At 62.6% G+C, this 24,467-nt stretch carries 13 protein-coding genes; 5 read left to right on the top strand and 8 right to left on the bottom strand.

Translation table 11 applies throughout. The features are described 5' to 3' along the window. Positions 1–234 precede the first annotated feature (234 nt). Positions 235–2,199 carry an acetate--CoA ligase gene (gene acs, locus ISX84_RS05115; protein WP_195819221.1) on the top strand — a complete coding sequence of 655 codons (1,965 nt, stop codon included), beginning with the start codon at positions 235–237 and terminating at the stop codon, positions 2,197–2,199. Between the two features lie 175 nt (positions 2,200–2,374). Beyond that, entirely contained in the window at positions 2,375–2,902 is a 528-nt protein-coding gene (locus tag ISX84_RS05110) for a flavin reductase family protein (RefSeq protein WP_195819220.1), read from the top strand. Here the strand turns inward: ISX84_RS05110 and ISX84_RS05105 are convergent. Both ISX84_RS05105 and ISX84_RS05100 read right to left on the bottom strand, forming a co-directional pair. After that, a complete protein-coding gene (locus tag ISX84_RS05105) occupies positions 2,896–6,507 on the bottom strand; it encodes a translocation/assembly module TamB domain-containing protein (RefSeq protein ID WP_195819219.1) in 3,612 nt (1,203 codons plus the stop codon). The genes ISX84_RS05110 and ISX84_RS05105 overlap by 7 nt on opposite strands. Then, entirely contained in the window at positions 6,507–8,324 is a 1,818-nt protein-coding gene (locus ISX84_RS05100; protein ID WP_326838702.1) for an autotransporter assembly complex protein TamA, read from the bottom strand. Before ISX84_RS05100 ends, ISX84_RS05105 begins: the two co-directional genes overlap by 1 nt. Before the next feature lie 728 nt (positions 8,325–9,052). On the opposite strand from ISX84_RS05100, the gene ISX84_RS05095 reads away from it, so the two are divergent. Then, positions 9,053–9,817 (top strand): HAD-IIB family hydrolase, encoded by a 765-nt coding sequence (locus ISX84_RS05095; RefSeq protein WP_195819218.1) that lies wholly within the window; start codon positions 9,053–9,055, stop codon positions 9,815–9,817. Between the two features lie 3 nt (positions 9,818–9,820). Continuing rightward, positions 9,821–11,320, top strand: a complete 1,500-nt coding sequence (ggpS, locus tag ISX84_RS05090) for a glucosylglycerol-phosphate synthase (protein WP_195819217.1) — start codon at positions 9,821–9,823, stop codon at positions 11,318–11,320. A 31-nt stretch (positions 11,321–11,351) separates the two neighbouring features. Here the strand turns inward: ggpS and ISX84_RS05085 are convergent, their stop codons facing one another. Then, positions 11,352–15,155 (bottom strand): Ig-like domain-containing protein, encoded by a 3,804-nt coding sequence (locus ISX84_RS05085; RefSeq protein WP_195819216.1) that lies wholly within the window; start codon positions 15,153–15,155, stop codon positions 11,352–11,354. Between the two features lie 280 nt (positions 15,156–15,435). Here ISX84_RS05085 and ISX84_RS05080 point away from each other — a divergent pair, with 280 nt between their 5' ends. Beyond that, the gene (locus ISX84_RS05080) at positions 15,436–17,700 is read left to right on the top strand and encodes a CHASE2 domain-containing protein (RefSeq protein WP_195819215.1); all 2,265 of its coding nucleotides are present in this window, start codon (positions 15,436–15,438) and stop codon (positions 17,698–17,700) included. On the opposite strand, the gene ISX84_RS05075 is transcribed toward ISX84_RS05080, so the two are convergent. The 5 genes from ISX84_RS05075 to ISX84_RS05055 form a co-directional block, all read right to left on the bottom strand. Beyond that, on the bottom strand, positions 17,701–19,023 hold the full coding sequence (locus ISX84_RS05075; RefSeq protein WP_195819214.1) for an HlyD family type I secretion periplasmic adaptor subunit: 1,323 nt from the start codon (positions 19,021–19,023) through the stop codon (positions 17,701–17,703). Between the two features lie 3 nt (positions 19,024–19,026). Next, on the bottom strand, positions 19,027–21,141 hold the full coding sequence (locus ISX84_RS05070; protein WP_195819213.1) for a type I secretion system permease/ATPase: 2,115 nt from the start codon (positions 21,139–21,141) through the stop codon (positions 19,027–19,029). Positions 21,142–21,227: 86 nt separating this feature from the next. Next, complete coding sequence (locus tag ISX84_RS05065; protein ID WP_229884147.1) at positions 21,228–22,592, bottom strand: TolC family protein; 1,365 nt, start codon at positions 22,590–22,592, stop codon at positions 21,228–21,230. A gap of 191 nt (positions 22,593–22,783) precedes the next feature. Next, a complete protein-coding gene (locus ISX84_RS05060; protein WP_318166993.1) occupies positions 22,784–23,170 on the bottom strand; it encodes a DUF3307 domain-containing protein in 387 nt (128 codons plus the stop codon). Between the two features lie 181 nt (positions 23,171–23,351). Further along, positions 23,352–24,458, bottom strand: coding sequence for an ABC transporter ATP-binding protein (locus tag ISX84_RS05055; RefSeq protein ID WP_195819210.1), 1,107 nt, complete (start codon positions 24,456–24,458; stop codon positions 23,352–23,354). Between the last annotated feature and the right edge of the window lie 9 nt (positions 24,459–24,467).

The raw sequence follows: 24,467 nt of genomic DNA, 5'->3' as shown, positions 1-24,467 counted from the left end.
CGCATATCACTTGACCAAGTCGAGGCTGCGATCAGCGCGACCCACCCATCCCCATCCACGCCCGCGATAAGAGCCCGACCGCCGATATCCTGCCATGATCACAGCTTGTTCGAAGCGTGTTCCCTTCTTTTCCGATCACGCTATGATCCGCTTCGGAGGAGAGGACAGACCACGCGGGCAGACGCGCCCGTATTCCGTTCCTTCGCACTGTGACGACCCAAGGGAGGAGCCTTCATGTCCGACACCGCCACCGCAGCCAAAACCTATCCGCCATCGCCCGACATGGCCGCCAACGCCCATGTCGACGCCGAAAGCTACGCCGCGATGTATGCGGCATCGATCAAGGATCCGGAAGGTTTCTGGCGCAAGGAAGCGGCGCGTATCGATTGGATGAAACCCTTCACCCAGGTCAAGCATGTCGACTACACGCTGGGCAATGTCTCCATCAACTGGTTTGCCGACGGGACGCTGAATGTCTCTGCCAATTGCATTGACCGGCATCTGGCAACACGCGGCGATCAGACCGCGATCATCTGGGAGCCCGACAGTCCCGACGACGAGGCGATGCACATCACTTTCAAGGAGTTGCACAGCGCGGTCTGCAAAATGTCCAACGTGCTGAAAGACTTTGGCGTCAACAAGGGGGACCGGGTGATCATCTACATGCCGATGATCCCCGAAGCGGCCTATGCGATGCTCGCCTGTGCCCGCATCGGCGCCATCCATTCGATTGTTTTTGCCGGGTTTTCACCCGATGCGCTGGCAGCGCGCGTCAACGGTTCCGATGCCAAGGTGGTGATCACCGCAGACCACGCGCCGCGGGGCGGGCGCGACACACCGCTGAAATCCAACGCGGATCAGGCGTTGCTGCACACGGCGGACGATGTGAAGCTGCTGGTGGTCAAGCGCACGGGCGGCCAGACCACGTGGATCGACGGGCGCGATTTCGACTACAACGCGCTGGCCGCCGAAGCGTCCGAGGACTGCGCCCCCGAAGAAATGGGGGCCGAAGACCCGCTCTTCATCCTCTACACCTCCGGCTCGACCGGCCAGCCGAAGGGCGTGGTGCACACCACCGGCGGCTATCTTGTCTATGCCGCGATGACGCATGAAATCACTTTTGACTATCACGACGGCGATATCTACTGGTGCACGGCAGACGTCGGTTGGGTCACCGGCCACAGTTACATCGTCTACGGGCCGCTTGCGAATGGGGCCACGACGCTGATGTTCGAAGGGGTGCCCACCTATCCCGATGCCAGCCGCTTTTGGCAGGTCTGTGAAAAGCACAAGGTGAACCAGTTCTACACAGCGCCCACCGCCATTCGCGCGCTGATGGGTCAGGGCAACCAGTTCGTGGAGACCTGCGATCTGAGCAGCCTCAAACTGTTGGGCACCGTGGGCGAACCGATCAACCCCGAAGCCTGGAATTGGTACAACGACGTGGTGGGCAAGGGCAAATGCCCGATCGTGGATACCTGGTGGCAGACCGAAACCGGCGGGCACCTGATGACCCCCCTGCCCGGTGCCCATGCAATGAAACCCGGCGCGGCGATGAAGCCTTTCTTCGGGATCAAGCCGGTTGTGTTGGAGCCGACCACCGGGGAGGTGATCGAGGGCAATGATGTGGAAGGTGTCCTTTGCATTGCCGACAGCTGGCCGGGGCAGATGCGGTCCGTCTGGGGCGATCACGCGCGGTTCGAGAAGACCTATTTCGCAGATTACAAGGGCTATTACTTTACCGGCGACGGCTGCAAACGCGACGCGGATGGTGACTATTGGATCACCGGGCGTGTCGATGATGTGATCAATGTCTCGGGCCACCGGATGGGCACCGCAGAGGTCGAAAGCGCCCTTGTCGCCCATACCAAGGTCGCCGAGGCGGCGGTGGTTGGCTATCCGCATGACATCAAGGGTCAGGGCATTTACTGCTATGTCACTCTGATGAGCGGCCAAGAGCCCACCGAAGAGCTGCGCAAGGAGCTGCGCACATGGGTCCGGACAGAGATCGGCCCGATTGCCAGCCCGGATCTCATCCAATGGGCGCCCGGCCTGCCCAAGACCCGGTCGGGAAAGATCATGCGGCGTATTCTGCGCAAGATCGCGGAGGATGATTTCGGGGCTCTGGGCGACACCTCCACGCTGGCCGATCCCTCGGTGGTGGAGGATCTGATCGAGAACCGGATGAACAAGGGCTGAGGCCGAGGCTATTGGAGCGAGCGGGCCGGTGCCATGTGTGCCAGCCTGTTCCCGTGCGGGTAGGTCCCGCCAAGGGCCTTGCCCTGCGCGGTTCATGCCATACATGGCGTTACAAGACTGACCCGGCGAGGTGCGATGATCCATTTTGAACCAGGCAAGGCCAGCGGACGCCGGAATGTCCGCTGACACGGCGCTCTTTTCGCCTGACCCTGATCGCCTGCCAGACCTGCGGCGCGCGTTTGGCTGTTACGGCACCGGTGTCACCGTGATCACCACGCAGACGCCCACGGGACCGCTTGGGATGACAGCGAATTCCTTTTCCTCCGTGTCGCTGACCCCGCCCCTGGTGCTGTGGTCGCCTGCGGTATCATCGCGCCGCCACGACGCCTTCGCCGGGGCGGAAAGCTTTTGCATCCACGTTCTGGGGGCCGATCAACTCGACCTCGCGCGGCACTTCGCAACCAGCGGGGACGGGTTCAAAACACTGGCATGGGAGGCAGGCCCGCTGGACACCCCGCATCTCGCCGGATGTCTTGCCGCGTTTTTCTGCACCACCCACGCGGTGCACCCGGCGGGCGATCACTCGCTGATCCTGGGCGAAGTGCGCCATGTGGCGCAGGGCATGTCAGAGGCGCCCGGGCTGCTGTTTGATCGGGGCCGCTTTGGCCAGTTCACACCGGATGCCGCCGCCGCCGATCAATAATCCCGCTCAAAGAAGATACCGAGGGCGGTATTGCCGTCCTGTTCCAGCGTGCCCTTGGCGGTCAGCGATTCCGTCACATCCAGATTGATCGACAATTCCGTCTCTCCGCCACCCGTGGTCACATCCGTATAGATGTTATCGGAGATGTATTTACCCGCGCGCACCGCGGCCTCGCCGTCATCGGTGGTGGTCACGTCGAAGTCGTCGAGGCCAAAGCCCTCTCTGAGATTGCCGATGACATCGGACCCCTGACGCCCGGCCAGTTCGGCCACCGCATTCGCCAGTTGCAGCGCCTGAAAGGCCGAGATTTCATCGATATTGCGTCCGAAAAGCAGTTGCGCCAGCACCTGATCCTGTGGCGCATCAGGGGTTGAGATGAAGGACACGTCGGGCGTTGTCGCAGGGCCGTCGAGCACGATCCCGGCGCTGCCGGTTTCGGTACTCGAGGAGGTCACGAAACGTATGTAGGGCACCAGATTCCCCTGAAACTGGATCGACCCTTCAACCAGATCAAACCGCTTGCCCAGAATATCGAGCCGCCCGCGCACCAGGTCGAACTGACCGGCAGAGATCACCCGCGCCGTGGTGCCGGTGATCTCCAGCCCGCCGCCCAGTTCCGCATCGATCCCGCGTCCGCGCACAAAAATCCTGCGCGGCGCGTTGATCTGAATACCAAGGCGGTAGGCGGCGCCACCGGACGCGCCCGAGGCCTGCGGCTCCGGGATCACATCCGCGCGGCGGCGTGTCCGGGTCACTGCCGCGGGCGCGCCCACATGGGTGATGTCGGGTATTTCGCCGATGCTGGTCAACCCCGACGATGGCACCGTCACGAGGGTTTCGCCGACGTTGATTTCCCCCGCGATCCGGGCCCCGCCGGTCAGCGGCCCCGTAACGGAAATCGCACCATCCAGAACGGTCGAGAAGAGGCGCGGATCGGCAAAACCGACACCGTTCAGCGCCACCTGCAGATCGGAGGAGAGGCTGGTCAGGTTCAGCGTGCCTGACGCCGTCACGCCCCCGCCGCCTTCGACCGCGCTTTGTGCATCGATGCGCAGCGCCCCCCCGTTCAGATCCAGCGTTGTGTCGAGATCGGTCAGCGCAAGCCGCAGATTGGGCGCGGCAAAGGTGGCACCATCCGTGGTAATGCGCCCCGAGACGGAGCCAAGCGCCGGTGGCCCCTGCACGGCCAGATCAAATCGGGCCTGCCCCTGAAGGCTGCGGGGGGCCAGAAACGGCTCGGACAGCCCCAACGGCAGCGCGCCTGCGACGTCAAGGTCAAGTGTCCCGTCCTCCCGCACAAGCCCCGCGATCGTGGCATCCGTCCCGGCGGGTCCTTGCGCAACCGTATCGATCTGCCACCCGCCAGTGGCCCGATTTGCATCCCCCGCAATGGAGAATGGGCCCCGGATGTTGGGGACAAAAACGCTAATGTCCGGGAGTGCTGCGGAGAAGGTGACGGCGGCATCGGGTCCGGTGGCGAGCCCCGCGACGCTGACATCCGATTGGTAGGGCCCGCCCGCGTCCACATCCACGTTATAGCCCTGCTCGGTCAGCCAGATGCGTCCGGTGGCTTGAAGCGGCCCCTGCACAGTGGGCACCAGCGGCTTGACCTCAGGTACGGAGAGATCAAAGACCACATCGGTTTGCGGCCCGGTGGCGCGTCCCTTGACGCTGAGCGCGCTGTCATAGGGCGCATCCGCGGTCAGATCGACCTGCCAGCCGAGGCTGTCCTGCGTGGCGTCGGCCACCACGCTCACCGGCCCCTGATATTGCGGCAGCACCACTGCGATATCACGCAGGGTCGCGCGGGCGGAGACGACACTGTCATCCGTGCGCAGCTCGAAATCACCCGCCACGTCGAGCGCGGCATTGCGCAGGATCAGATCCTGCACGAAGGTCCCCGACACATCGCGCCGCGCCTGCAGGGTCAGCGCCGTTTCGCCCGCCAGCACCGCATCCGCCTGCGGAATGCCCACCGTCAGATCGTTGGTTGTGCCCTGGATAGCGAGGTCAAACATGCTGCTGAGCGGGGTGACGTTCCCTTGAATGTCCAGCTGCGCGCCGCCCGTCAGAGGTTGACCGGAAATCCCGGCAAAACGCGCCAGCTCTTCGGCCCGCACGCTCAGGTCCAGTTCGGTCGGGAAGCCGCCCGCCAGCCCGTCGATGATGACATCCCCCATCAAGCCATAGTCTTCGCCCGTAAGCTCCAGACCGGTAATCCGGATTGGCTGGCCTTCGACATAGTCGATATTGGCCTTGCCCTGCAGGTCCTGCCCCAACGCCTGTGCAGCCTGCGGATCGGACAATTCCAGCCCTTCCGTCGTCAGATCAAGATCGCCCAGAAAACGACCAACCGTGCCCGCGGCACTTTCCAGCGTCCCGTCGAGCACCAATGCGGCCTCGGCGAAACGGACGTCCTGGCGATCAAGGTCCACGATGTCGAAAACACCGCGAAACGCATCGCCATCCGCAGCGTCAAAATCCACGCTCAGCGTCACAGCCTGCACCGTGGTTTCCACATCCGATCCGGGCAAGACAACGGGTCGCTGATCGGACCGCGCGATCTGTCCATTGATGTCAATGAACACCGGCCAGGCCTCACTGTTGAGCCGCACCGCGCCACTCAACTGTGCAGACTGCGCATCAAGGCTGAATTCCGAGACATCAACGGCGCCATCAGCGGCCAAAACCGCAACCGCCGCGATCTGAACGTCAGTGCCGAAGAAATCCCGCGACTCCGGTGCAACCAGGGCGGTGATATCGCCGCCAAGGTTAGCCCGCACGCGGCGATCAGGCACAGCGCCCTCGACCGCCACGGGCAGCGTGCTCAACACCACCTGCCCCGCGACACGGTCCTGCCCGTCGGTGGCCAGCGCGATATCCGCTGTGAAATCATCCAGCGGTCCGGTGCCCGCCACGGTCAGATCGATAGAGGGTTGGCCCGGCAGGTTCATCACCCGCCCGACCAGCCCGCCCGCGGCTTCGTCCAGTTCCATCTGCACCGAAATCTCTGACGTCTCCCGCGCAAAACTGCCCTGCACCACATAGGTGCCCGCCGTATTGTCCACCCGGTTTGCCGTCAGATCGACAAAGGCCCCCTCGTCATCCAGCCGCGCGCTGGCCTTCACGTCCAGAACAGCGGCGGCACCCAGAACCGGTTCCCCCAGGGCGATGCGGGAGACTTCGAACTGCTGGATGTTCACCGACACCGGCAGGTCTGGCAGCGCAAATTCCGTGGCTTCAGCAGCGGGCACCTCCGTTGTTTCCTCGACCTCCGGCAGGCGCGGCAGATCAAGCACAGCAGCGCTCAGGTTGTCCACTTCGAGCCGTCCGCGCAGCAGGGCCAGCCTGCTCCAGTTCAGCTTCACGTCTTCGAGTGTCAGCCAGATGCCCTGGTCATCGGCAATGGTCATGCGGTCAAACGATGCCTCGGAGCTCAGCGCCCCGGCAAAGCCTTCGATGTTGACCTCGCGCCCCGCGCCTGAGAGCAGGTCTTCGATCGTGCGGGTCAGAAAGCCGCCGTCATCCTCATCGCTCTGCGCCTGCGCATGGGTAACGCCCCAGAGCAGCGCGATAACGGCCAGTATTTTCACCCAAACCCGCATCAGAATGCCTGCCCTATGCCAATGTAGACCTGAAACGATGACCCGTCGTCGTCGCCCGATGTGGGCACCGCCAGGTCGAGACGGATGGGCCCGATGGGCGTGGCATATCGCAGGCCCACCCCGGCGCCACTGTGCCATTCGCCCGATCCGTCGGGAAAGACCTCCTCCCCGATATAGCCCGCGTCCAGAAATCCGACATAGCCCAGATTGCCGGACGTCCGCATGCGTATCTCGGCGGACAACCCAAGGAAGGACCGGCCCCCGACCGTCTGACCTCCGCCCAAATCGACGCCAAGCGACTGGTATTCATGTCCGCGCACCGTGTCACTGCCGCCGGAATAGAACAGGAAATCAGCCGGTGCCACGGAGAGCGCAGGCCCGATCAGCGACCCAAGCTGTCCGCGCAGGGCAATGGTTGTGGGACGCACCTCACCGAATGTCCGGTACCCACGCAGATCGAGCTTGGTCAGCAGCCCGTTGTCCGCGCCGGAGGCGGCCAGAAACGGGGTCACCTCCGCGTCCAGAAAATAACCGCGCCGGGCATCCAGGGTCCGATCGCGGTAATCGAAGGTCGCGCCAGTAGGTGCCAGAAGCAGCGTGTAGTCGTTTTCGCCAAAAGCGTCGCGGGTGGTCGCGCGCCGGACCGCCAGCCCGAAGCGGTAGCTGCGCTGATCCGATGCAATCCGTTCGATCCCCGCGCCGATGGTGCCCTGCCGCGAGAAAAAGTTGATCTCGTCCTGCTGTTCAATCTCACCAAGTATGTAGAGCCCGGTATCCTCATTGAAGGTCGCCGGGCGCTGATAAAGCGCACGCGCCAGGAAGTCCGTCCCGCCGGTATCGCCGCCGATCCCCTCGATCTCCGCATCCAGACGCAGCCGCTCCGCGCCACCAAAGAGGTTGCGGTGCATCCAGAACGTGCTGACGGACAACCCTTCCACAGTCGAGATTTCACCACCAAAGCCGAACCGCCGTGGTTTCTCTTCGGCCACACGCGCGGTGATCGCCAGGGTATCGCCCGGCCCGGGCTCCTGCGCCTCGATCATGGCAACCGAACTGAAGGTGCCGGTGCGCCGCAGGCGGGCCGCAGCCTGTTGCAATTCCTGGGGCGAATAGGTGGTGCCCACGGGCAGGCCCGCGATTTCGACAATGCGTTCGGTGCGCACGGCCTGATTGCCCCGCACGCTCAATGCCCCAAAGCGCAGCTTGGGCCCCGGGTCGACACGCAGCGTCGCGTTCAGCGTGCCGTCGTTGTGCCGTGCCGTGACACGCTGGCTTTGAAGCTCCGCCTTGGCATGGCCCACATCGCGCCAACCATCCGTGGCGGCACTGGCGGCATCGCGCAACAGGCTCAGCCGTGCGGTTTCACCGGACCGAAACCCATCCGGCAGCGTCGTGTCCGGGGCCAACGGCCCGATCTCGGCCCTGCCAAACCGGAATGCCGTGCCGGGCGTGATGTCAATTTCCGCCCGCGACACGCTGGGCGGCGGAGCAACGGATTTGATCGTGGATGCCTCGCGCCCATCCAGGGTGATGCGAATAACCGCGCCGTAATACCCGTAGTCGTAGAGGACGGCGAGCAGACGTTGGTAATCCGCCTGCGCGATGGATACGATTTCCTGTGGGGAGACGTCTGCCTCTGACAGCTCCTGTTCGATCAGCAGCGAGCCGCCTTCGAGATCACTGCGCAGATCGTCGCTCAACGCGCCCTGCAAGGTCACATCCAGCGCCATCGCGGGCTGCGCCAAAAGCGCGGCCAGACTGATGGCGCTGACAAGACCACGACCCGGCAGCCCCCTGCCCATAATGGTTACCTGCACAATTTCCCCCTGATCGGCCCGTCCATATCACCCCACCGCGGCAGCATGTGGTGGATAGGCGGACTCACCTCTTTCTTCCGTTTTAGCGGAAATAGACTGCGCTCTGCAAATGGACAGGGCATAAGCGGGGCGTTTGAGCAGGAAAGCCCGAGGGATTTTCCATCCACGCAATGCGCTTCGGGCAAACCGCCGGAGACGGGCGGTGTCGATGGTGGATTCAAAGTCCTGAAAACGACATCTGATCTGTTTCAGGTCGGAGATTTTCAGGACCTTGCGCACGTAGCGCACCGAGGTCTTTCACTCACCCAAGTGCAGGTGCATCGTATTTCATTAAATCAATTGGTTAATCTCCGCCATTAAAGCTGGATGTCAGGTTATTCCGTCCCGTATCTTGCCAGTTCGGGGAAAACTCGACAGTCCGAATCCAGCGATTCCGCCCCTTTTTTAAGCGTTTTGCCAAAAATCCCGTCACGTGAATGTCGTAAACGGATCATAGGGTTGAAGCTGGGCACAATCCCGTTACCTGACAGGGTGATGCTATTTCAGATGTCAAAAAAAATGGTGCGACGGATTGCTTTGACAGGCGAATACCCGTCTAAAGCGTGTCGCCGGCCAGCCCTTGAGACCAAGACCCCGAAGGTGATTGTCAGCGGCGAGTTCCGCAACATGCTCCCCGAAAATCGCCAACACGCCGGTCTCTCACAGTCAACACCGCGAGGAGACACGCCGTGAGCAACCCCCTTTCCGAGCGGCAGTTTGTGCTGGCCACCGACCTGGATGGGACCTTTCTCGGTGGCAGTGCGGCGGACCGGCAGGCCCTCTACGACTGGATCGAGGCGCATCGTAGCTCTGTCGGGCTTGTGTTTGTCAGTGGACGCGACCCGGCGTTCATTCACCAGCTTTGCGGCAGCGGTGAAGTGCCCTGGCCGGAATATGTGATTGGCGACGTCGGCACGACAATTGCGCATGTGGCCCCGGATCGCACCATCGCACCGATCACGGATCTGGAAAGGCAGATTGCCGAGCGCTGGCGGGATGGGGGCGATCAGGTCAGATCGACCCTTGAAAGCGCGCCGGGTTTGACGCTGCAACCAACCGACTTCCGTTACCGCGTGAGCTATGACTACGATCCGGATCAGTTCGACCCGACCACGACCGCGACGGTCGAGGCAATGGGCTTTGACGTGCTGATTTCTGACAACCGGTTCTTTGATGTGCTGCCGCAAGGCGTCAGCAAGGGCCCCTCTCTGCTGCGTCTGCTCGATCATCTGAACATCCCGCAAACCCGAGTGCTAGCCGCTGGCGATACCCTGAACGATCTGTCCATGCTGGTGGCGGGTACGCCCGCCGTTGCCGTGGGCGGCTCCGAACCGCCGCTGTTGAGCGCCCTGCCCGACGCTGCCCATATCTACCGCGCAGAGGGTATTGGCACCGCAGGCATCTTCGAGGCCATCGCTCATTTCGAATTGCACCCAACCCCGGAAAGGGTCTGATCCATGCCGTCTGATCTCGTGATCGTCTACCACCGCCAACCCTATGAGGAAGTGGAGGAAAACGGCCAGACGGTTCTGCGTGAAAACAAGAGCCCAAATGGTATTGTCCCCACGCTCAAGAGCTTTTTCGGCACCGCAGAGCATGCCGCCTGGATCGCCTGGAAACTGGCCGACGACCCGGCCAATCCCGACTTTGAAAAGGTGGTGGAGATCAGCGATGCCCATGGCACCTATTCCGTGTCGCGCCTGCCCCTGACCCACGAACAGGTCAGCAGCTTCTACCATGTGTCCTCCAAGGAGGCGTTCTGGCCGATCCTGCACAGCTTCAAGGAGAAATTTAACTACGACCCCGTGGACTGGCCCACCTTTCGCGAAGTGAACTGGGCCTTTGCCGAAGCCGCCGCGCGCGAGGCGGCGCAGGGCGCGCGGGTCTGGATACATGACTACAATCTCTGGCTCGTGCCCGGGTATTTGCGGCAGCTGCGCTCCGACGTGACCATCTCGTTTTTCCACCACACGCCCTTCCCGGCGGCGGATATGTTCAATGTGCTGCCCTGGCGGCGCGAAATCGTGAAAAGCCTGCTGGAGTGCGACATCGTGGGCTTTCACATCCCGCGCTATGCCGCGAATTTCGTCTCGGTCGCGCGCAGCCTCTTTGACGTGGACGTTGTGAAGCGGGAAACGGTGGCAGCAGAACTCGTTTCGGACGGCACCGCGCTCAGCGAACGCTCGGCGCCGACCCTGCTGTCTTTCGAGGGGCGGCAGGTTGCGGTCAGCTCTGCCAGTGTCGGGGTCGCCGTGGATTTCATCGAAGAGCGCGCCACCGACCCGCAAGTACAGGCGGATGCCAAGGAAATCCGCAAGGGACAGGGAGAGCGCCGCCTGATCCTTTCCGTGGGCCGCACCGATTACACCAAGGGCGGCGTCGATCAGCTGGAAAGCTTCGAGCGCGTGCTGGCGGACAACCCCGACCTGCGCGGCAAGGTCAAACTGATGCATGTCTCGGTCAGCGCGAACCGCAATATGTCGGCCTATGCGCTGACCCAAACCGGGATCGAGGAGACCGCCGGGCGCATCAACGGACGCTTTGGCACGCTCGACTGGCAGCCGATTGCCCTGATCTCGCGGGCGATCCCCTTTGACGATCTGATCAAATATTATCTGGCGGCGGATGTGGCTTGGATCACCCCGCTGGTCGATGGCATGAACCTCGTCTGCAAGGAATTCGTGGCCGCGCGCACGGATGGTGACGGGGTGCTTGTGCTGTCGGAATTCGCCGGGGCAGCGGTGGAATTGAACTCCGCCGTGATCACCAATCCGTTTTCCCACCGCTCCATGGATCAGGCGATCCTGCAGGCGCTGGAGATGCCGGAAAAGGAACGGCGCGACCGGATGAAGGAACTGCGCCGCGTGGTCGGCAAATACTCCGTTGCGGCCTGGGGGGCCGAGCAGGAACGGCAGTTCAGCGCCGCCATCGCCCGCAAGGAACTGGCTGACGCCTGAGCCACATTTGCCAAAAAGCGATCACGCCGCGTCAGCCCACCGGCACCGCGCCTGAGACGTCGATATCGCTGTCCACGCCCAGCGTGGCGAGTACATTGCCGCCCTCCACATAGGCGTAGATGTCCAGCGTGTTGCCGTTGCCATCCGCCACCGGCGTATCGGATACCTTCTGGAACCCGCCTTCCGGGCCAGAAACAAGGGTCAGACTGTCCGTCGCATCGCCGTAGATCACCGCACTTTCCGGCAGGGCCGCGTCCAGCAAGGCTTCCAACTGGCTGTCGCTGGTGGAGGACATATCGATCACATCTTCCAATATGAGTGCCAGACTGTTGGCCTGGCCGTTCTCCATGTCGATGGCTTCGATGTCCCTGATGTCCAGCGACGGGATCAGATCGTCGGTCAGATTGCCGCCAACACCGATCTCAAGCACGTCGCGTCCGGCACCGCCGTCCAGCAGCTCAACCCCGGCACCCGGCGCTTCGGAGACACGCAAAACGTCATCGCCGCCCCCTGCCAGAACGATGTCCGCGTCCGCGCCCCCGTCTAATGTGTCCGCACCGTCAAATCCCAGGATCAGGTCACTGCCGCCCCCGCCTGCAATGTCGTCCGCCAGATCGCTGCCAAAGAGCAGGTCAGTCGCGTCCAGACCGGCGATGCTCTGCGCCGTATCTGCCTTGCCGATCACATCGCTGGAAAAGAGCTCGATCTCGGCGGTGCTGTCGTCCCCATCCAGATCAAAGCGCGTGGCCACGCTGATCCGGTTGCTTTCGCCCAGCAGCAGTTCGATGTTTTCGATGCTCGCCAGCGGCAGTTCGTAGTCGATGCCTTCCACGATCAACGCATCGCTGTCCTGGGTGGCGATGATGCCATGATCTTCGCCATCGGCCTCAAGCGAGACATCCAGAGAAATCAGCTTGGGCGAGAAGACAGGCGTTTGCGTCAGCGCGGCCGCAAGGTCGTCGGCGGTCAAGAGCAGGGTCGGATCGGGGTCAATCTCCTGCAGCAAGGTGGGATCATACTCCTCCCCGATGCCAAAGGCCTTGATGTCCACGGTGAAGGCGCCCCCCGGCGGGTTGGTCAGCGCCTCCAGCGACTGGCGCCACGCGCCGTTGGACGGGACACCATCGGTGATGAAGAGCAGAAAGTTTGCCTCACCTGCAGGCTCTCCCGTCAGGAAGTCATTGGCCTCATCCAGCGCCAGATCCCAGCCCGTGGAGCCGCGCTGGAACCGCAGTGACAGAATATCCCCCGGCAGATCCGGATCGTGCAGATCGGTGGGCCCGACGGCAACAACCCTGTTCGAGTAGGCGATGACCTGCACATCCACTGAGGTTGTCGAGCCCTCGAACTGGTCGCTCAGCTGCTCGATCGCGTCTCGGACGGCTTCGCGCTGCGCGATCCAGTTGCCGCCTTCGATACTGGCCGAGCTGTCCATGGCAATGATCAGATTGACCGATTGCGCCTCCACGGTCTGCGCGTCGATGGCCACCGCACCGGCAGCTGCTTCAGCGGTGGCATCAACAGTGATCGCAACACTCACCGATTGCTCTCCGACAGCGCCCGATGTGCTTTCCACCGCCGCTGTGACCCGCCCTGTGGACACGCCGCCCTGCGCATCCGTGACCGTGTAGCTGAAACGGTCGATGCCCGCGAAATCGGCATTCGGCGTATAGGTGAAACTGCCATCCTCATTGATCGTGGCGATACCGTTTTCGGGACCGTCATCGCCCAGGGCAAAACTCAGCGGACCGCTGCTGTCTACATCCGTCGCCGTCAGCTGATTGGTCAGCACACCGTTCTGATCAGTCTCGAAGACGCTGTTTTGGGTGACGGTCGGCGCATCATTTGTGCCGGTCAGGGTCACCTCGATGATCTGTGTGACCGTTGCGCCGAACTCGTCCGAGGCGGTGGCCGTGAACGTCTCCGTGACGGTTTCACCTTCGGCGATGCTGTCGGCGACGTCATTGTCGAGCACATAGGTCCAGGCGCCGGTACTGGTGATCGCAAAGGCGCCAAAAAGCGCCGTGGACGTCCCTGTCCAGGTAACGGCGTTGTCTTCGGGATCATCCGCGCTGAGCTGGCCACTGGCATCCGCCTGTTCGTCGCCTTCCACCACCGTGCCGAGGTTCGCACCCACGGCTGTCGTGACGATCGGCGCATCGTTTTCGCCGGTTATGCTGATGCTGACTGTCGCCTCGGCGGTCTCGCCTGACGGATCAGAAACGATCACGCTAAAGCTGTCAGTGCCCGCAAAGTTCACATCGGGCCGGTAGGAATATGTGCCATCGGGGAAGAGCGCGACTTCACCGTTGCCGGGCGTTGTGCCGATGGCATAGCTCAACACGTCGCCGTCAATGTCGCTGGCGACAATGGTGCCGGTCAGAATGCTGTCCTCGACACCGGTTGCCTCTGTATCCTGCGCGTCGGGGATATCGTTCACCGGCAGAACCTGCACGATCACGGAGCCTTCGACCGTGTCGCCGTTGGGGTCGGTCGCCGCAAAGGTGAAACTGTCGATGCCGTTGAAGTTCGGATTGGGCACATAGTCGAACTGGCCGTCGGCCGTGACAACCACAGTGCCGTTCGACGGCCCCCCTGCGAGGGCAAAGACCGTGCCCGCGACGCTGCCAGGCACGGCGATGTCACCGCTGATTGCCTCTTCTCCGCCCGCGTCTTCGGGGCCGCTGACCACCACAACGGGTCCAGCCTCTTCCGGCGCAAGCAGCCCTTCGTCAAAGGGTTCGCTCTCCGGGGCCTCCTGATCGTCCACTTCCGCGGGGGCCTCGACCGCGCCGGGTTCGTCGAGGGAATCCACTTCCAGATCGGCGGGGGATTGCGATTGGTTCTGCGGGTCGATGCTGATCCCACTGCCCGGATCGGAGAGCGACACGAAAGTGTCGCCCGCATCGACACGCGCCACCGCAGAGCGGAAAGCGGCAAAGGCTTCGGCGATCAGCAGATTATCCTCGGCGTCGTCCTGCAGCGTCCGGTCCACCTCGCGGGTCTCGCCGGTGGCGGCAGAGACGATCCACTTGGTATTGGTCTGATCGATGAAGGCGACGAGGTTGCCATCGATGTCGCGCAGCTCGACGCGACCGGTGTCGCCGTCGGGGTCCGTGGTCAGCGTCACCTCGGTGGTGTCGACGCCATTGACCGTGCCTACCTCGACCACCACGGTCGTGCCGCGAATGCCCATGGTCGAGGACGGCGTGTTCACATCCATGCCGCCGGTCTTGGCCACCTGCCCCGCGATGAAAACAAAGCTGCCCTGGATCAGACTGAAGCTGCCCGAGTTATCTGTGGCATCGGGATCATAGATCAGCTCGTCAATCACCATGCGCGACGAGGCGGACAGCGTGAAGATGGTGCCATCCACGAAGGTGACGGAAACCGAAGCGTCCTTGGAGGTGGTGATCACGTCGTTCTGATAGATCTTTGAGCCGACCTGCAGGGTCTCGACCGACCCATCGACCCGCTGGACGGAGGTGGCCCCCTCGACCGTTTCAACCTGCCCGATCGGGCTGGACGCCGTGGCGTCGCCTGCCTGCGCATATTGGCCGGGGGCGATCGGACCGGCGAGCAACTCAACCAGATCGCCGCGCAGCACTGCCCCGTTGGGATCGTGCAGATCAGCCGGTTTGGACTGCGCAAAATAGTCCGGTACGCGGAAATTCGCCGCCCCGTCGTTCACGATATAGAGGTCAGGGCCCAGCCGGAAGAATTCACCGTTGAAGAGCAACGCGCTGTCCGGCACGACAACCGCGTCAGAAGCGTTGCCCCACAGGGTAACTACCTCATCCGGGTCTTCATTTTGTGCCTCATGAAACAGGGACACCGCGCCATCCTCAGAAATTCAAATTAAGCGATGATTAACTTAAAAATGCGCGGACGTATGTGATCCACACCACATTTTGCCCAATTAAGGCTCTAAAAACAGCATATTTTCACCGACACCCAATAAAACCCTTGATTATTTCCATAGTGGGAACAATCGCTGGTTGTCCACTGACTTGATCCGTTCGCCGATTCGGTCAGTATGAGCACAGCAACCGGGAGAGCCGGTCTGTTCTGCACGGGTTGTGTAGTTTTTTGGCACCGGGCAGGCGGTCCCCGCGATGAAACAGTGGTTTTCGAAATGGGTTGGATGGGTTCGCGTGATCGCCCTGATGGGATTGCTCTTTGGGCTCGTCATTCGCATCGGTGACCCGCAAGCGGTGGCCATGCTGCGCAATGCCTCCTTCGATTTCTATCACCAGTCCAAACCGCGCGATCTGACCCCGATGCCTGTGGCCATCGTGGATGTGGATGACCGCAGCATCGAGGAGATCGGTCAATGGCCCTGGCCGCGCAGCTACATCGCCGAACTGGTCACCCGCGCCACGGCGCAGGGGGCTGTCGCCATCGGTTTCGACATCATCTTTTCCGAACCGGATCGGCTCTCGCCTGCCCAAATCGCCGAAGACAATCCGGACATGCCAGGCGATCTCGCAACCCGCCTGGCGCAACTACCGGACAATGACACCAAGCTGGCGCAGGCCTTTGCGGAGGCCCGCGTGATTGTCGGGCAGACCAGCGTGCGCAATGTGGCGGGCAACCGGGCGGAAAAACGTGACATGGCGGACGCGGCGCATGCGCTCATCGGGCCGGACCCGATGCCCTACCTGATGAAATTTCCCGACATCGTGCAAAACCTGCCTGCGCTTGAGGCCAATGCCGCCGGGCGCGGCATGTTCGCAACCCGGCCCGATGCTGACGGCGTTTACCGCCGCGTGCCGCTGGTGATGAGCGTGCAGGGCCAGATCCGGCTGGGCCTGACGCCGGAACTGTTGCGCGTGGCGACGGGCGGTGGCCCTTTTGCCGTGCGCACGAATGATGCCGGGGTCGAGGGGGTTGTCCTGGCCCGCCAGTTGATCCCGACGGCGCGGGACGGCACGGTCTGGCCCTACCTGACCCCCTCCGCACAAAGCCGATATGTCTCTGCCGCCGATCTGCTGCGGGACCGGGTGCCCGACGGGCGGCTTGCGGGGCATCTCGTGCTGGTCGGCACCTCCGCCATCGGGCTGGAGGACTTCCGCGCCACCCCACTGGGCGTGGCCATGGCCGGGGTGGAGATACATGCGCAGGTGCTCGAAAACATCATGGCCAAGACCCTGCTGATCCGACCGAATTACACCATCGCCATCGAACTGGTGACAACGCTGGTCCTCTGCTTTTTGGTCATCATCTTCGCGCCCGCCCTCTCCGCACGGCTGCTCATTTCCTCGTCCGTGCTGCTGCTGGGCGGCTATGTGGCGGTGTCTTACTACCTTTTTTACGACAAGCGCATCCTGCTCGACCCGTCCTTCCCGGTGGTCGCCGTGACAACGGCGGTCATGCTGATCTCCACCGTAAATTACCTGCGCGAAGAGCGAAAGCGGCGCGAAATCCGCAGCGCCTTCGGCCAATATGTCTCGCCCGATCTGGTGGATCAGCTCAGCCGCAACCAGGGCAGCCTGACCCTAGGCGGTGAATCGCGACAGCTGACCCTTCTTTTCAGCGATGTGCGTGGCTTCACGGCGATTGCCGAGGAATTCCGCGACGACCCCGAGGCCCTGACCGGCCTGATGAACCGCTTCCTGACCATCCTGTCCAATGCGATCATGGAGCAGAAAGGCACCATCGACAAATTCATGGGCGACGCGGTGATGGCCTTCTGGAACGCGCCGCTGGACAATCACGACCACCCGCGCGCCGCCTGCCGCGCCGCCCTGAAGATGATCGCCGATGTGCAGAGCTTCAACAAAGAGCGGCTCAGAGCACAGAAACGCAAGCGGGTTGGCCAAAAGCGTCAGCGCACCGAAAAACGGCAGCCCTGGGTCTCCGTGCATAAGATCAACGTCGGCATTGGCATAAATACCGGTCAATGCGTGGTCGGCAACATGGGCAGCGATACACGGTTCGACTACACCGCCCTGGGGGATCCGGTGAATGTGGCCTCGCGGCTCGAGGGGCAATCGCGCTACTATGGGGCGGCGATCATCCTGGGCCAGGCCACGGCGCGCGAGGTAATGAACGATTTCGCCGTGATGGAGCTGGATGTGATCCGCGTCGTGGGCAAGGAAGTGCCAGAGACGATCTATGCCCTGCTGGGCGATGAAACCCTGCGGCAAGACCCGCGGTTCCAGACCCTCTGGGCCGTGAACAACGATATGCTGGCGGCCTACCGGTCCCGCAGCTGGGACAAGGCCGAAGCCCTCCTTGCCGAGGTCCGCACATCCCTTGGCGCGTTGGACATCTCCTTGCAGGAATACTTGGACATGTATGCGACCCGCATTACCGATCTGCGCGCCACGCCGCCCGATGCCGGTTGGGACGGTGTGTTTTCCTCGACCCGCAAGTGATCAGCGTTCGCGCAGCGCCTCCGCCTGTGCGCGCAGGAGCGGCTTGGCCAGATAGGACAGCACGGTCTTTTCCCCGGTCTGGATGTCGACCGAGGCGATCATCCCCGGCGTGATCGGCAGCGGTTTTTTCTCCGTGCCAAGATAGGATTTGTTTGTCCGCACGATCACCCGGAAAAACTCCCCGCCCTCCTCCGTGGCAATCGTATCGGCGCCGATCCGGACAACCTCGCCCTCCAGCGCGCCGTAGATCACGTAGTCATAGGCGGAAATTTTCACCGACGCGGGCTCGCCCGGGCTGACAAAGGCGATGTCGCGCGGGCCCAGATCCGCCTCGATCAGCAGGCTGTCGTCAATCGGCACGATCTCCACAAGGGCCGCCCCGGGCTGCACAACTGCGCCAATTGTCGTGGCGTTCACCCGGTTGATCGTGCCGCGCACCGGTGCGCGTAGCTGCGCGCGGGTAACGCGGTCATTGGCGCTGCGCAGGGTTTCCTGCACCACCGCCAGTTCCAACTGCAGGGTCGCCAGCCGCTGACGCGCCGAGAGCACATAGGCCGAGCGCGCCGCGTCGATTTGGTTTTCCGCCTCGGCAATTGCTGCCTGCAGCCGCGGTTCCGAGGCGCGGCTCACGCCCAGATCGCCGTTGAGTTCAGCCAGTCGCGACTGCAACCGCAGCAGTTCAATCTGCGGCACCAACCCCCGGTCGAACATGTCCTGCGTCAGGGCAATCTCCGCGCTCAACGGCGCAATGATACCTTCCGTTCTGTAGCGCAACGCCCTGATTTCGCTCAACTCTCCCCGGCGCTGCAGCAGTTGCGCCTCCAGCACCCGCAGTTCGCGTTTGAGTTGCTCGCGGCGCGAGAGGAACACTTCCTGTTCTGCCGCGACGGCCAAGGGCGCGCGGGCTTGCAGCAACACGGGAAAGTCCAATTCCGTCGCAAATCGCGCCTCTGCCGTCAGCCGTGCGGATTCGGCCAGTATCGCCGCCTCCCGCTCCAGCAGCTCCCCGCGTTCGGCATCGAACCGCGTGTCGTCTATCCGCATCAGCACGTCGCCGGGCGCTACAATATCGCCTTCGCGCACCGTGATATCGCGCACGATACCGCCCTCAAGGCTCTGCACCACCTGCACCTGTTGCGACGGGATCACGCGCCCGGTGGCGCGCGCTGTTTCCTCGATCTTGTAGGTGGCCGCCCAGGCCAGAAAAGCCCCGACCCCCAGCGCCACAGCCACCAGCAGACGCCAAGGCCCTCCATCATGCACGGCCGCGCGTGCGCCGGAGATGTTATTGGCAAAACCATCCTCGATGCGGTTGCCGAACATACCCTACCCCTTTGCCCGCGCGGCACCCATGGCGCGCAGTTTGTCCAGCACATCCGCGCGTGGCCCATCCAGCACCGCGCGTCCCTGGTCCATGACGATCAACCGCTCCGCCATCGCCGCCAGCGACTGGCGATGTGTACAGATGACCATGCCGACGCCGGTCTTGTTCAGCTCTGCCAGCCGGTCGATGATCAGCGTCTGCATCCGCTGGTCCATTGCGTTGGTCGGCTCGTCCAGGAAAAGCGTTTTCGGGCGGCGCAGCAGCAGACGGGCCAGGGCCACGCCCTGCTTTTGTCCGCCAGACAGGTGTTTGCCCTGTTCTCCTATGAACATATCGAGACCTTCCGGAGCCTCGGCAAGGAACTCATCCATCGCCGCGAAATAGAGCGCCCGCGCGATCTCTTCATCACTGGCATTCTGCTGACCGATCACAAGGTTCTCGCGCAGGGTGCCCGTGAAAAGTTCCGGCGTTTGCGGCAGATAACCGATGCCGCGCCGCAGCTCCGCAGGCTCGTATTGCGGCAGGGCGATCCCGTCGATCAGCACCGTGCCGCTGTCAAGCTGGATCAACCCTGCCAACACTTTGCCCGCCGTGGTTTTGCCGGACCCGACACGGCCCAGCAAAGCGACACATTCCCCCGGTGCCACGGTAAAGCTGAGGTCCTTCAGCGCCGGACGCGCCGCCCCCGGATAGGTGAGCGACACGGCGTCCAGCGCCAGCGCGCCCTCCTTGATATGTGCATCGCTTTTCACTGCCGGACCCTGCTCCACCGGCAGGGCCATGAACCGGTTCAGCGCGGCCAGCGATTTGAACGCATATTGCGCGCGGAAAATCGTCTGTGCGATGGTCCCCAGCGGTGCCAGCACCCGACCGGCAAGGATGTTTGCCGCGATCAGACCGCCCACGGTGATCACCCCGTCGGAGACGAGAAAAACGCCCCAGACAATGATCAGGACCGATACCAGCTGCTGCACCAGCATGGTGCCGTTGGTGGCGACATTGGACCAGAATTTGGTGCGCCCGTTGATCTGGGACGAGGCCGCCACCGCCGCCTCCCACTCGCGCTGCATCAGGGGTTCGGCGTTCAGGCTCTTGATGGTTTCGATGCCCGCCAGCGATTCCACCAGCACCACATGGCGCTTGGTGGCCATCTGCTGCGCGCGTCCGGCACTGCGCCCCAACGGCAATTGCGCGGCAATGGCGATCAGCAGGACCACGGGAACGGCGAGCAGCGGCACCAGCGCAATCGGCCCGACAATGAGATAGAGCGCCGCGACAAAGATCCCGATGAACAGCAGATCGATGAGCGCAACAAAGGTAGCCGAGGCGAAGAATTCGCGCACCACCTCAAAATCTCGGATCGTGCTGGCAATGCCCGCAGCCCCGCCGGGGCGGTCCAGCAGCCGGGTATTCATCGCCTGCTGAAACAGGGTGGCAGCGACTTTCAGATCCACGCGCCGGCCGATGTTTTCCAGGATATTCGCGCGGATCGTGCGCATCACCAGATCCAGCAACAGCGCGATCCCCACCCCGATGGCCAGTGTCCAGAGGGTCACATAGGCCAGATTGGGGATCACCTTGTCATAGACGTTCATGACAAAGAGCGGCAGCGCCAGCGTCATCAGGTTGAGCAGCAAGGCGGCGACAAGGATCTGTGCCCAGTTGCCCCAGTTGGCGCGCACCGGTGCCCAAAACCAATGCCCGCGTTGCCGACCCGCCTGCGCGGCGTCAGGTGAGAGCATCGCGCCCGCGCGATCGGCGCTGCGGGTCACCAGCATCAATTCGGGGCGGATCTCCTTGCGCAGCTTGCGCAAAGGGATCTCCTGCTCCAACGGGCCCTGCGCGGGGTCGACCACCTGTGCCGTTTTCCCATTCTTGCCCAGGCCCTGAACGATCAGCACCTGCCCGGACGTCCGCCAGACCAGAAACGGGAGCGCAATCGCGTCGACAGCCGACGGGTCACGCAGCACCAGCCGGGATGTCAGCCCGATGGCCTCCAGCGCCCGCGCAAGATCCTGCGGGTCGGAGAGCGCGGCCCCCTGTGACAGGCGCGCACGCACCGCATCCGCCGAAAACGGCTGGTCAAAGGCCTGCGCCAGCCATGCGATCACAGCCATATCCGGCCCGTCCGCTGCGGTGGGCGCTCTGTCGGTGCCTGCACGGCGCAGAGGGACAGCGCCAGCCTCTGTGCCGCCCTGCAGTCTCATTCGAGCGGCTCGATTGCGACGTTGAAGACGGCGGTCGGGTTACCCTTCACACGATCCTGAAACCTGGGCTCCAGCGCGATATCGGCCTTGGCCAATCCGAAGTGTTCCGCCAGAAGGCTTTGCGCTGCCAGTGCGCGGTAGGTGCTGAAGGCAAGCCCTGCCCGCGCCCCAACCGCTTCAAACTCCACGTTGAACCGGGCCCGTTCGACCTCCAGCAAATCCAGCAAGGTGCGCTTGGCCGCCAGAAACTCGTCGCCGTAGACCTCAACGATCAGCCGATTGATGCGCAGCTGATCATTCAGCTGTGCCACCCGGTCCGCGTTCGTCCGATATGTGTTCCACGTCCGGGCGGCCAGTTCACGCACATCGCGCACGGCCACGGCCTGTAACGCCAGCGCGCGGCTGTTGCGTTCGGCCAGCGCGCGCCGTTCCGCCTGCCGCCCCCCCTGGTAGATCGTCCACCGCAGGCCGATCCCTACCGTCTCGTCCGTGCGCGTGCCGGAGACGCCATTGCGGTTTATGTCGCGCACCACGCCCGCATTCAGCGACAGTTCCGGGTAGCGATCAGACAAGGTCACCTCGGACTGAAACCGGGTCTGGTCAATCTGCGTGCGGGCAAACTGCACGCGGTAGCTGTTGCGTTCGGCGATGCTGGACAGCTGCGCCAGCGACGGGGGTGCCTTGGCCAATGGAACACTCATGGCACCTGTGGGCGGGCGACCAATTACTCTTTCATACCGGGCATTTGCATCCCGCAATGCACGTTCCACATCAAGCTGAGCAAGCCGCGCCGATCGGACCCGGTCATCGATTGTCAACTCGTCGCTGAACGGCAGGCGCCCGCCCTGCACTAGATCGCGCACCCGCGCGCCGATCTCTTCGTGCTTGGCCACATTGCGTTTGGCAACGGTCAGCAACTGCCGGTGCCGGTGGACGTCGATATAGGCCTCGGTGGCATTCAGTGCCATGGTCTCGGAGGCGTCAAGCAGGCGAAAGATGCTGCCATCCACGCGCGCCGCATTTGCATAGACGAGATTGGCCCGCCGAAACCCGTCAAAGAGCACCAGTTCCGCCCGGACGCCCAGCTGATTGCGCGCCTTGGTGTTTTCATTATCGGCAGCAGAGAGGGAATTGCCGTCGCTGACCCGCTGCCAGCCGGTTTCTCCCGACAGGGTCACCCGCGGTTCGTATTCCCCGCGCAGCTGGATCAAGTCATAGGCTGTGGCGCGCATTTCGGCCTGTGACGCCTTGATCGCCGGATTGGTGGTGACGGCAAAGCGCACAGCGTCAGGCAACGTTTCGGCATAGACCATGCCAGCGAGCACCGAGACAGCCAGACCTGCACAGAGCGATTTGCGCATTCGTTTCAAGATCAAGCCCCCAGCACCCCCGCACAAAATACCATAAACCAATGACCTTACGTTAACCAACTCAGTCAAAAAAGCAATCTGTCAGGCGTTTCGGTATGTGCGTGCGGCCCAAAGGGCGCTGTGCCCGATCTCTCGGAGCAGTCTGTTTTAACTCGTGCGAATGATCCGCGCGGAGGCGATCACTAGGCCGCTGCCGCCATCAGCCAGAGCCAGATCATACCGACATAGGTGAACTGATGCAGCGCCTGATCCACGCCCGAGGCGCGCCAATAGCCCGCATCGGCGGGTGTCAGTTTCAGATCTGCGGTATGGCGCCCCTTCCACCAGTCGATGTGGAAATGCACGGCCCATTCCAGCAGAATGACCGGAAGAATAAAGGCGAAGGCCGCACCAACAAGGACAAAGGCGAGCAACGATCCGACGGCATGGATGCCTGCGTGCAGGAAGCGACCAAGGTGCAGGTATTGCCCGCGTCCATCGAGCATCATCCGCGTCTGAAGGAAGTAGTCCGCCAGCATGTGTTTAATTTGTAAAAGGCACAACAGGATCAACAGTGTGCTGTAACTCACTACCAAGACATCTTCCTTTCACCGCCCTCCCGGCACATTGAAGACTAATGCCAGCGGGGATCACCTGTAAATCCGGCAATCTACCAAAAACCCCTGCAGTTTTGCATTTCTCGGCGCAGGAGGGAATATCTTCCTGTCAGGAAAACGCCGATTGCAGGGGCATGCGCGCCAAATCGGCGCGTCACGTCCGGTAGAGCAGTGACTTTCCATTCGCAAAAAGATGTACTTTGGACGGGTCTGCGGTCAATTTCAGGGTCTGGCCGCGCATATTGGTATGAATCCCGGCCAGTTTGGCGATCACCGTGTCGGTGTCGTGATCGGAACTGGGGGCCTCGAAGTAAAGCTGCGTGACCTCGCCCAAGGCCTCGACGATGGTGACCTTGTCGGCGAAAGCATAGTTCTCGCCGTCGGTGGCAATCATGTCTTCGGGGCGGATGCCAACGTTAATCTTCATACCCTTTTCCGAGTCCCGTGTCGGCACATTTGACTGGAAGGTGCCGCCCCCTTCCGGGCAGGAAACGGTCGTCACCTCTCCCGTCTCCACGATCTCGCCCGCCAGCAGGTTCATCGCCGGTGAGCCAATGAACTGCGCCACGAATTCATTCTCGGGCTTCTCGTAGAGCTCCAGCGGGCTGCCCACCTGCGCGATGCCCTTGTTGGCCAGCACGACGATGCGGCTGGCCAGCGTCATCGCCTCTACCTGGTCGTGGGTCACGTAGATCATCGTCGAATTCGGCATGCTCTCTTTCAGCTGCGCAATCTCGATCCGCGTGGCCACCCGCAGGGAGGCATCGAGGTTCGACAGCGGTTCGTCAAAGAGATAGACCTTGGGGTCACGCACGATGGAACGTCCAATCGCCACCCGCTGCCGCTGGCCGCCCGAAAGCGCCTTGGGCAGCCTGTCGAGGTATTCATCGAGTTGCAGCACCTTGGCCGCCCGGCCCACCGCCTCGTCAATCTCCTGTGGCGATTTTTTGGCCAGCTTCAACGCAAAGGCCATGTTGTCGCGCACAGTCATATGCGGGTAAAGCGCGTAGGACTGGAAGACCATCGCGATACCGCGCTGTGCAGGGGGCACGTCGTTCATGCGGTCGCCGTCGATGGTCAGCTCACCCGCGGTGATCTTCTCCAGCCCGGCGATCATCCGCAGCAGGGTCGACTTCCCGCAGCCCGAAGGCCCGACAAAGACGATCAGCTCGCCCGTGGTGATATCCAGATCGATGTGCTTGAGCACCTCGACGTTGCCGCCATAGGCCTTGCCCACATCCGTCAGCTTCAGATTTGCCATATCCTTGTC

This window comes from Roseobacter sp. MH60115 (assembly GCF_015644665.1).
Lineage (GTDB): Bacteria > Pseudomonadota > Alphaproteobacteria > Rhodobacterales > Rhodobacteraceae > Roseobacter.
The sequence above is the reverse complement of the archived record's forward strand: the minus strand, read 5'-3'. Positions and strand labels throughout refer to the sequence as shown.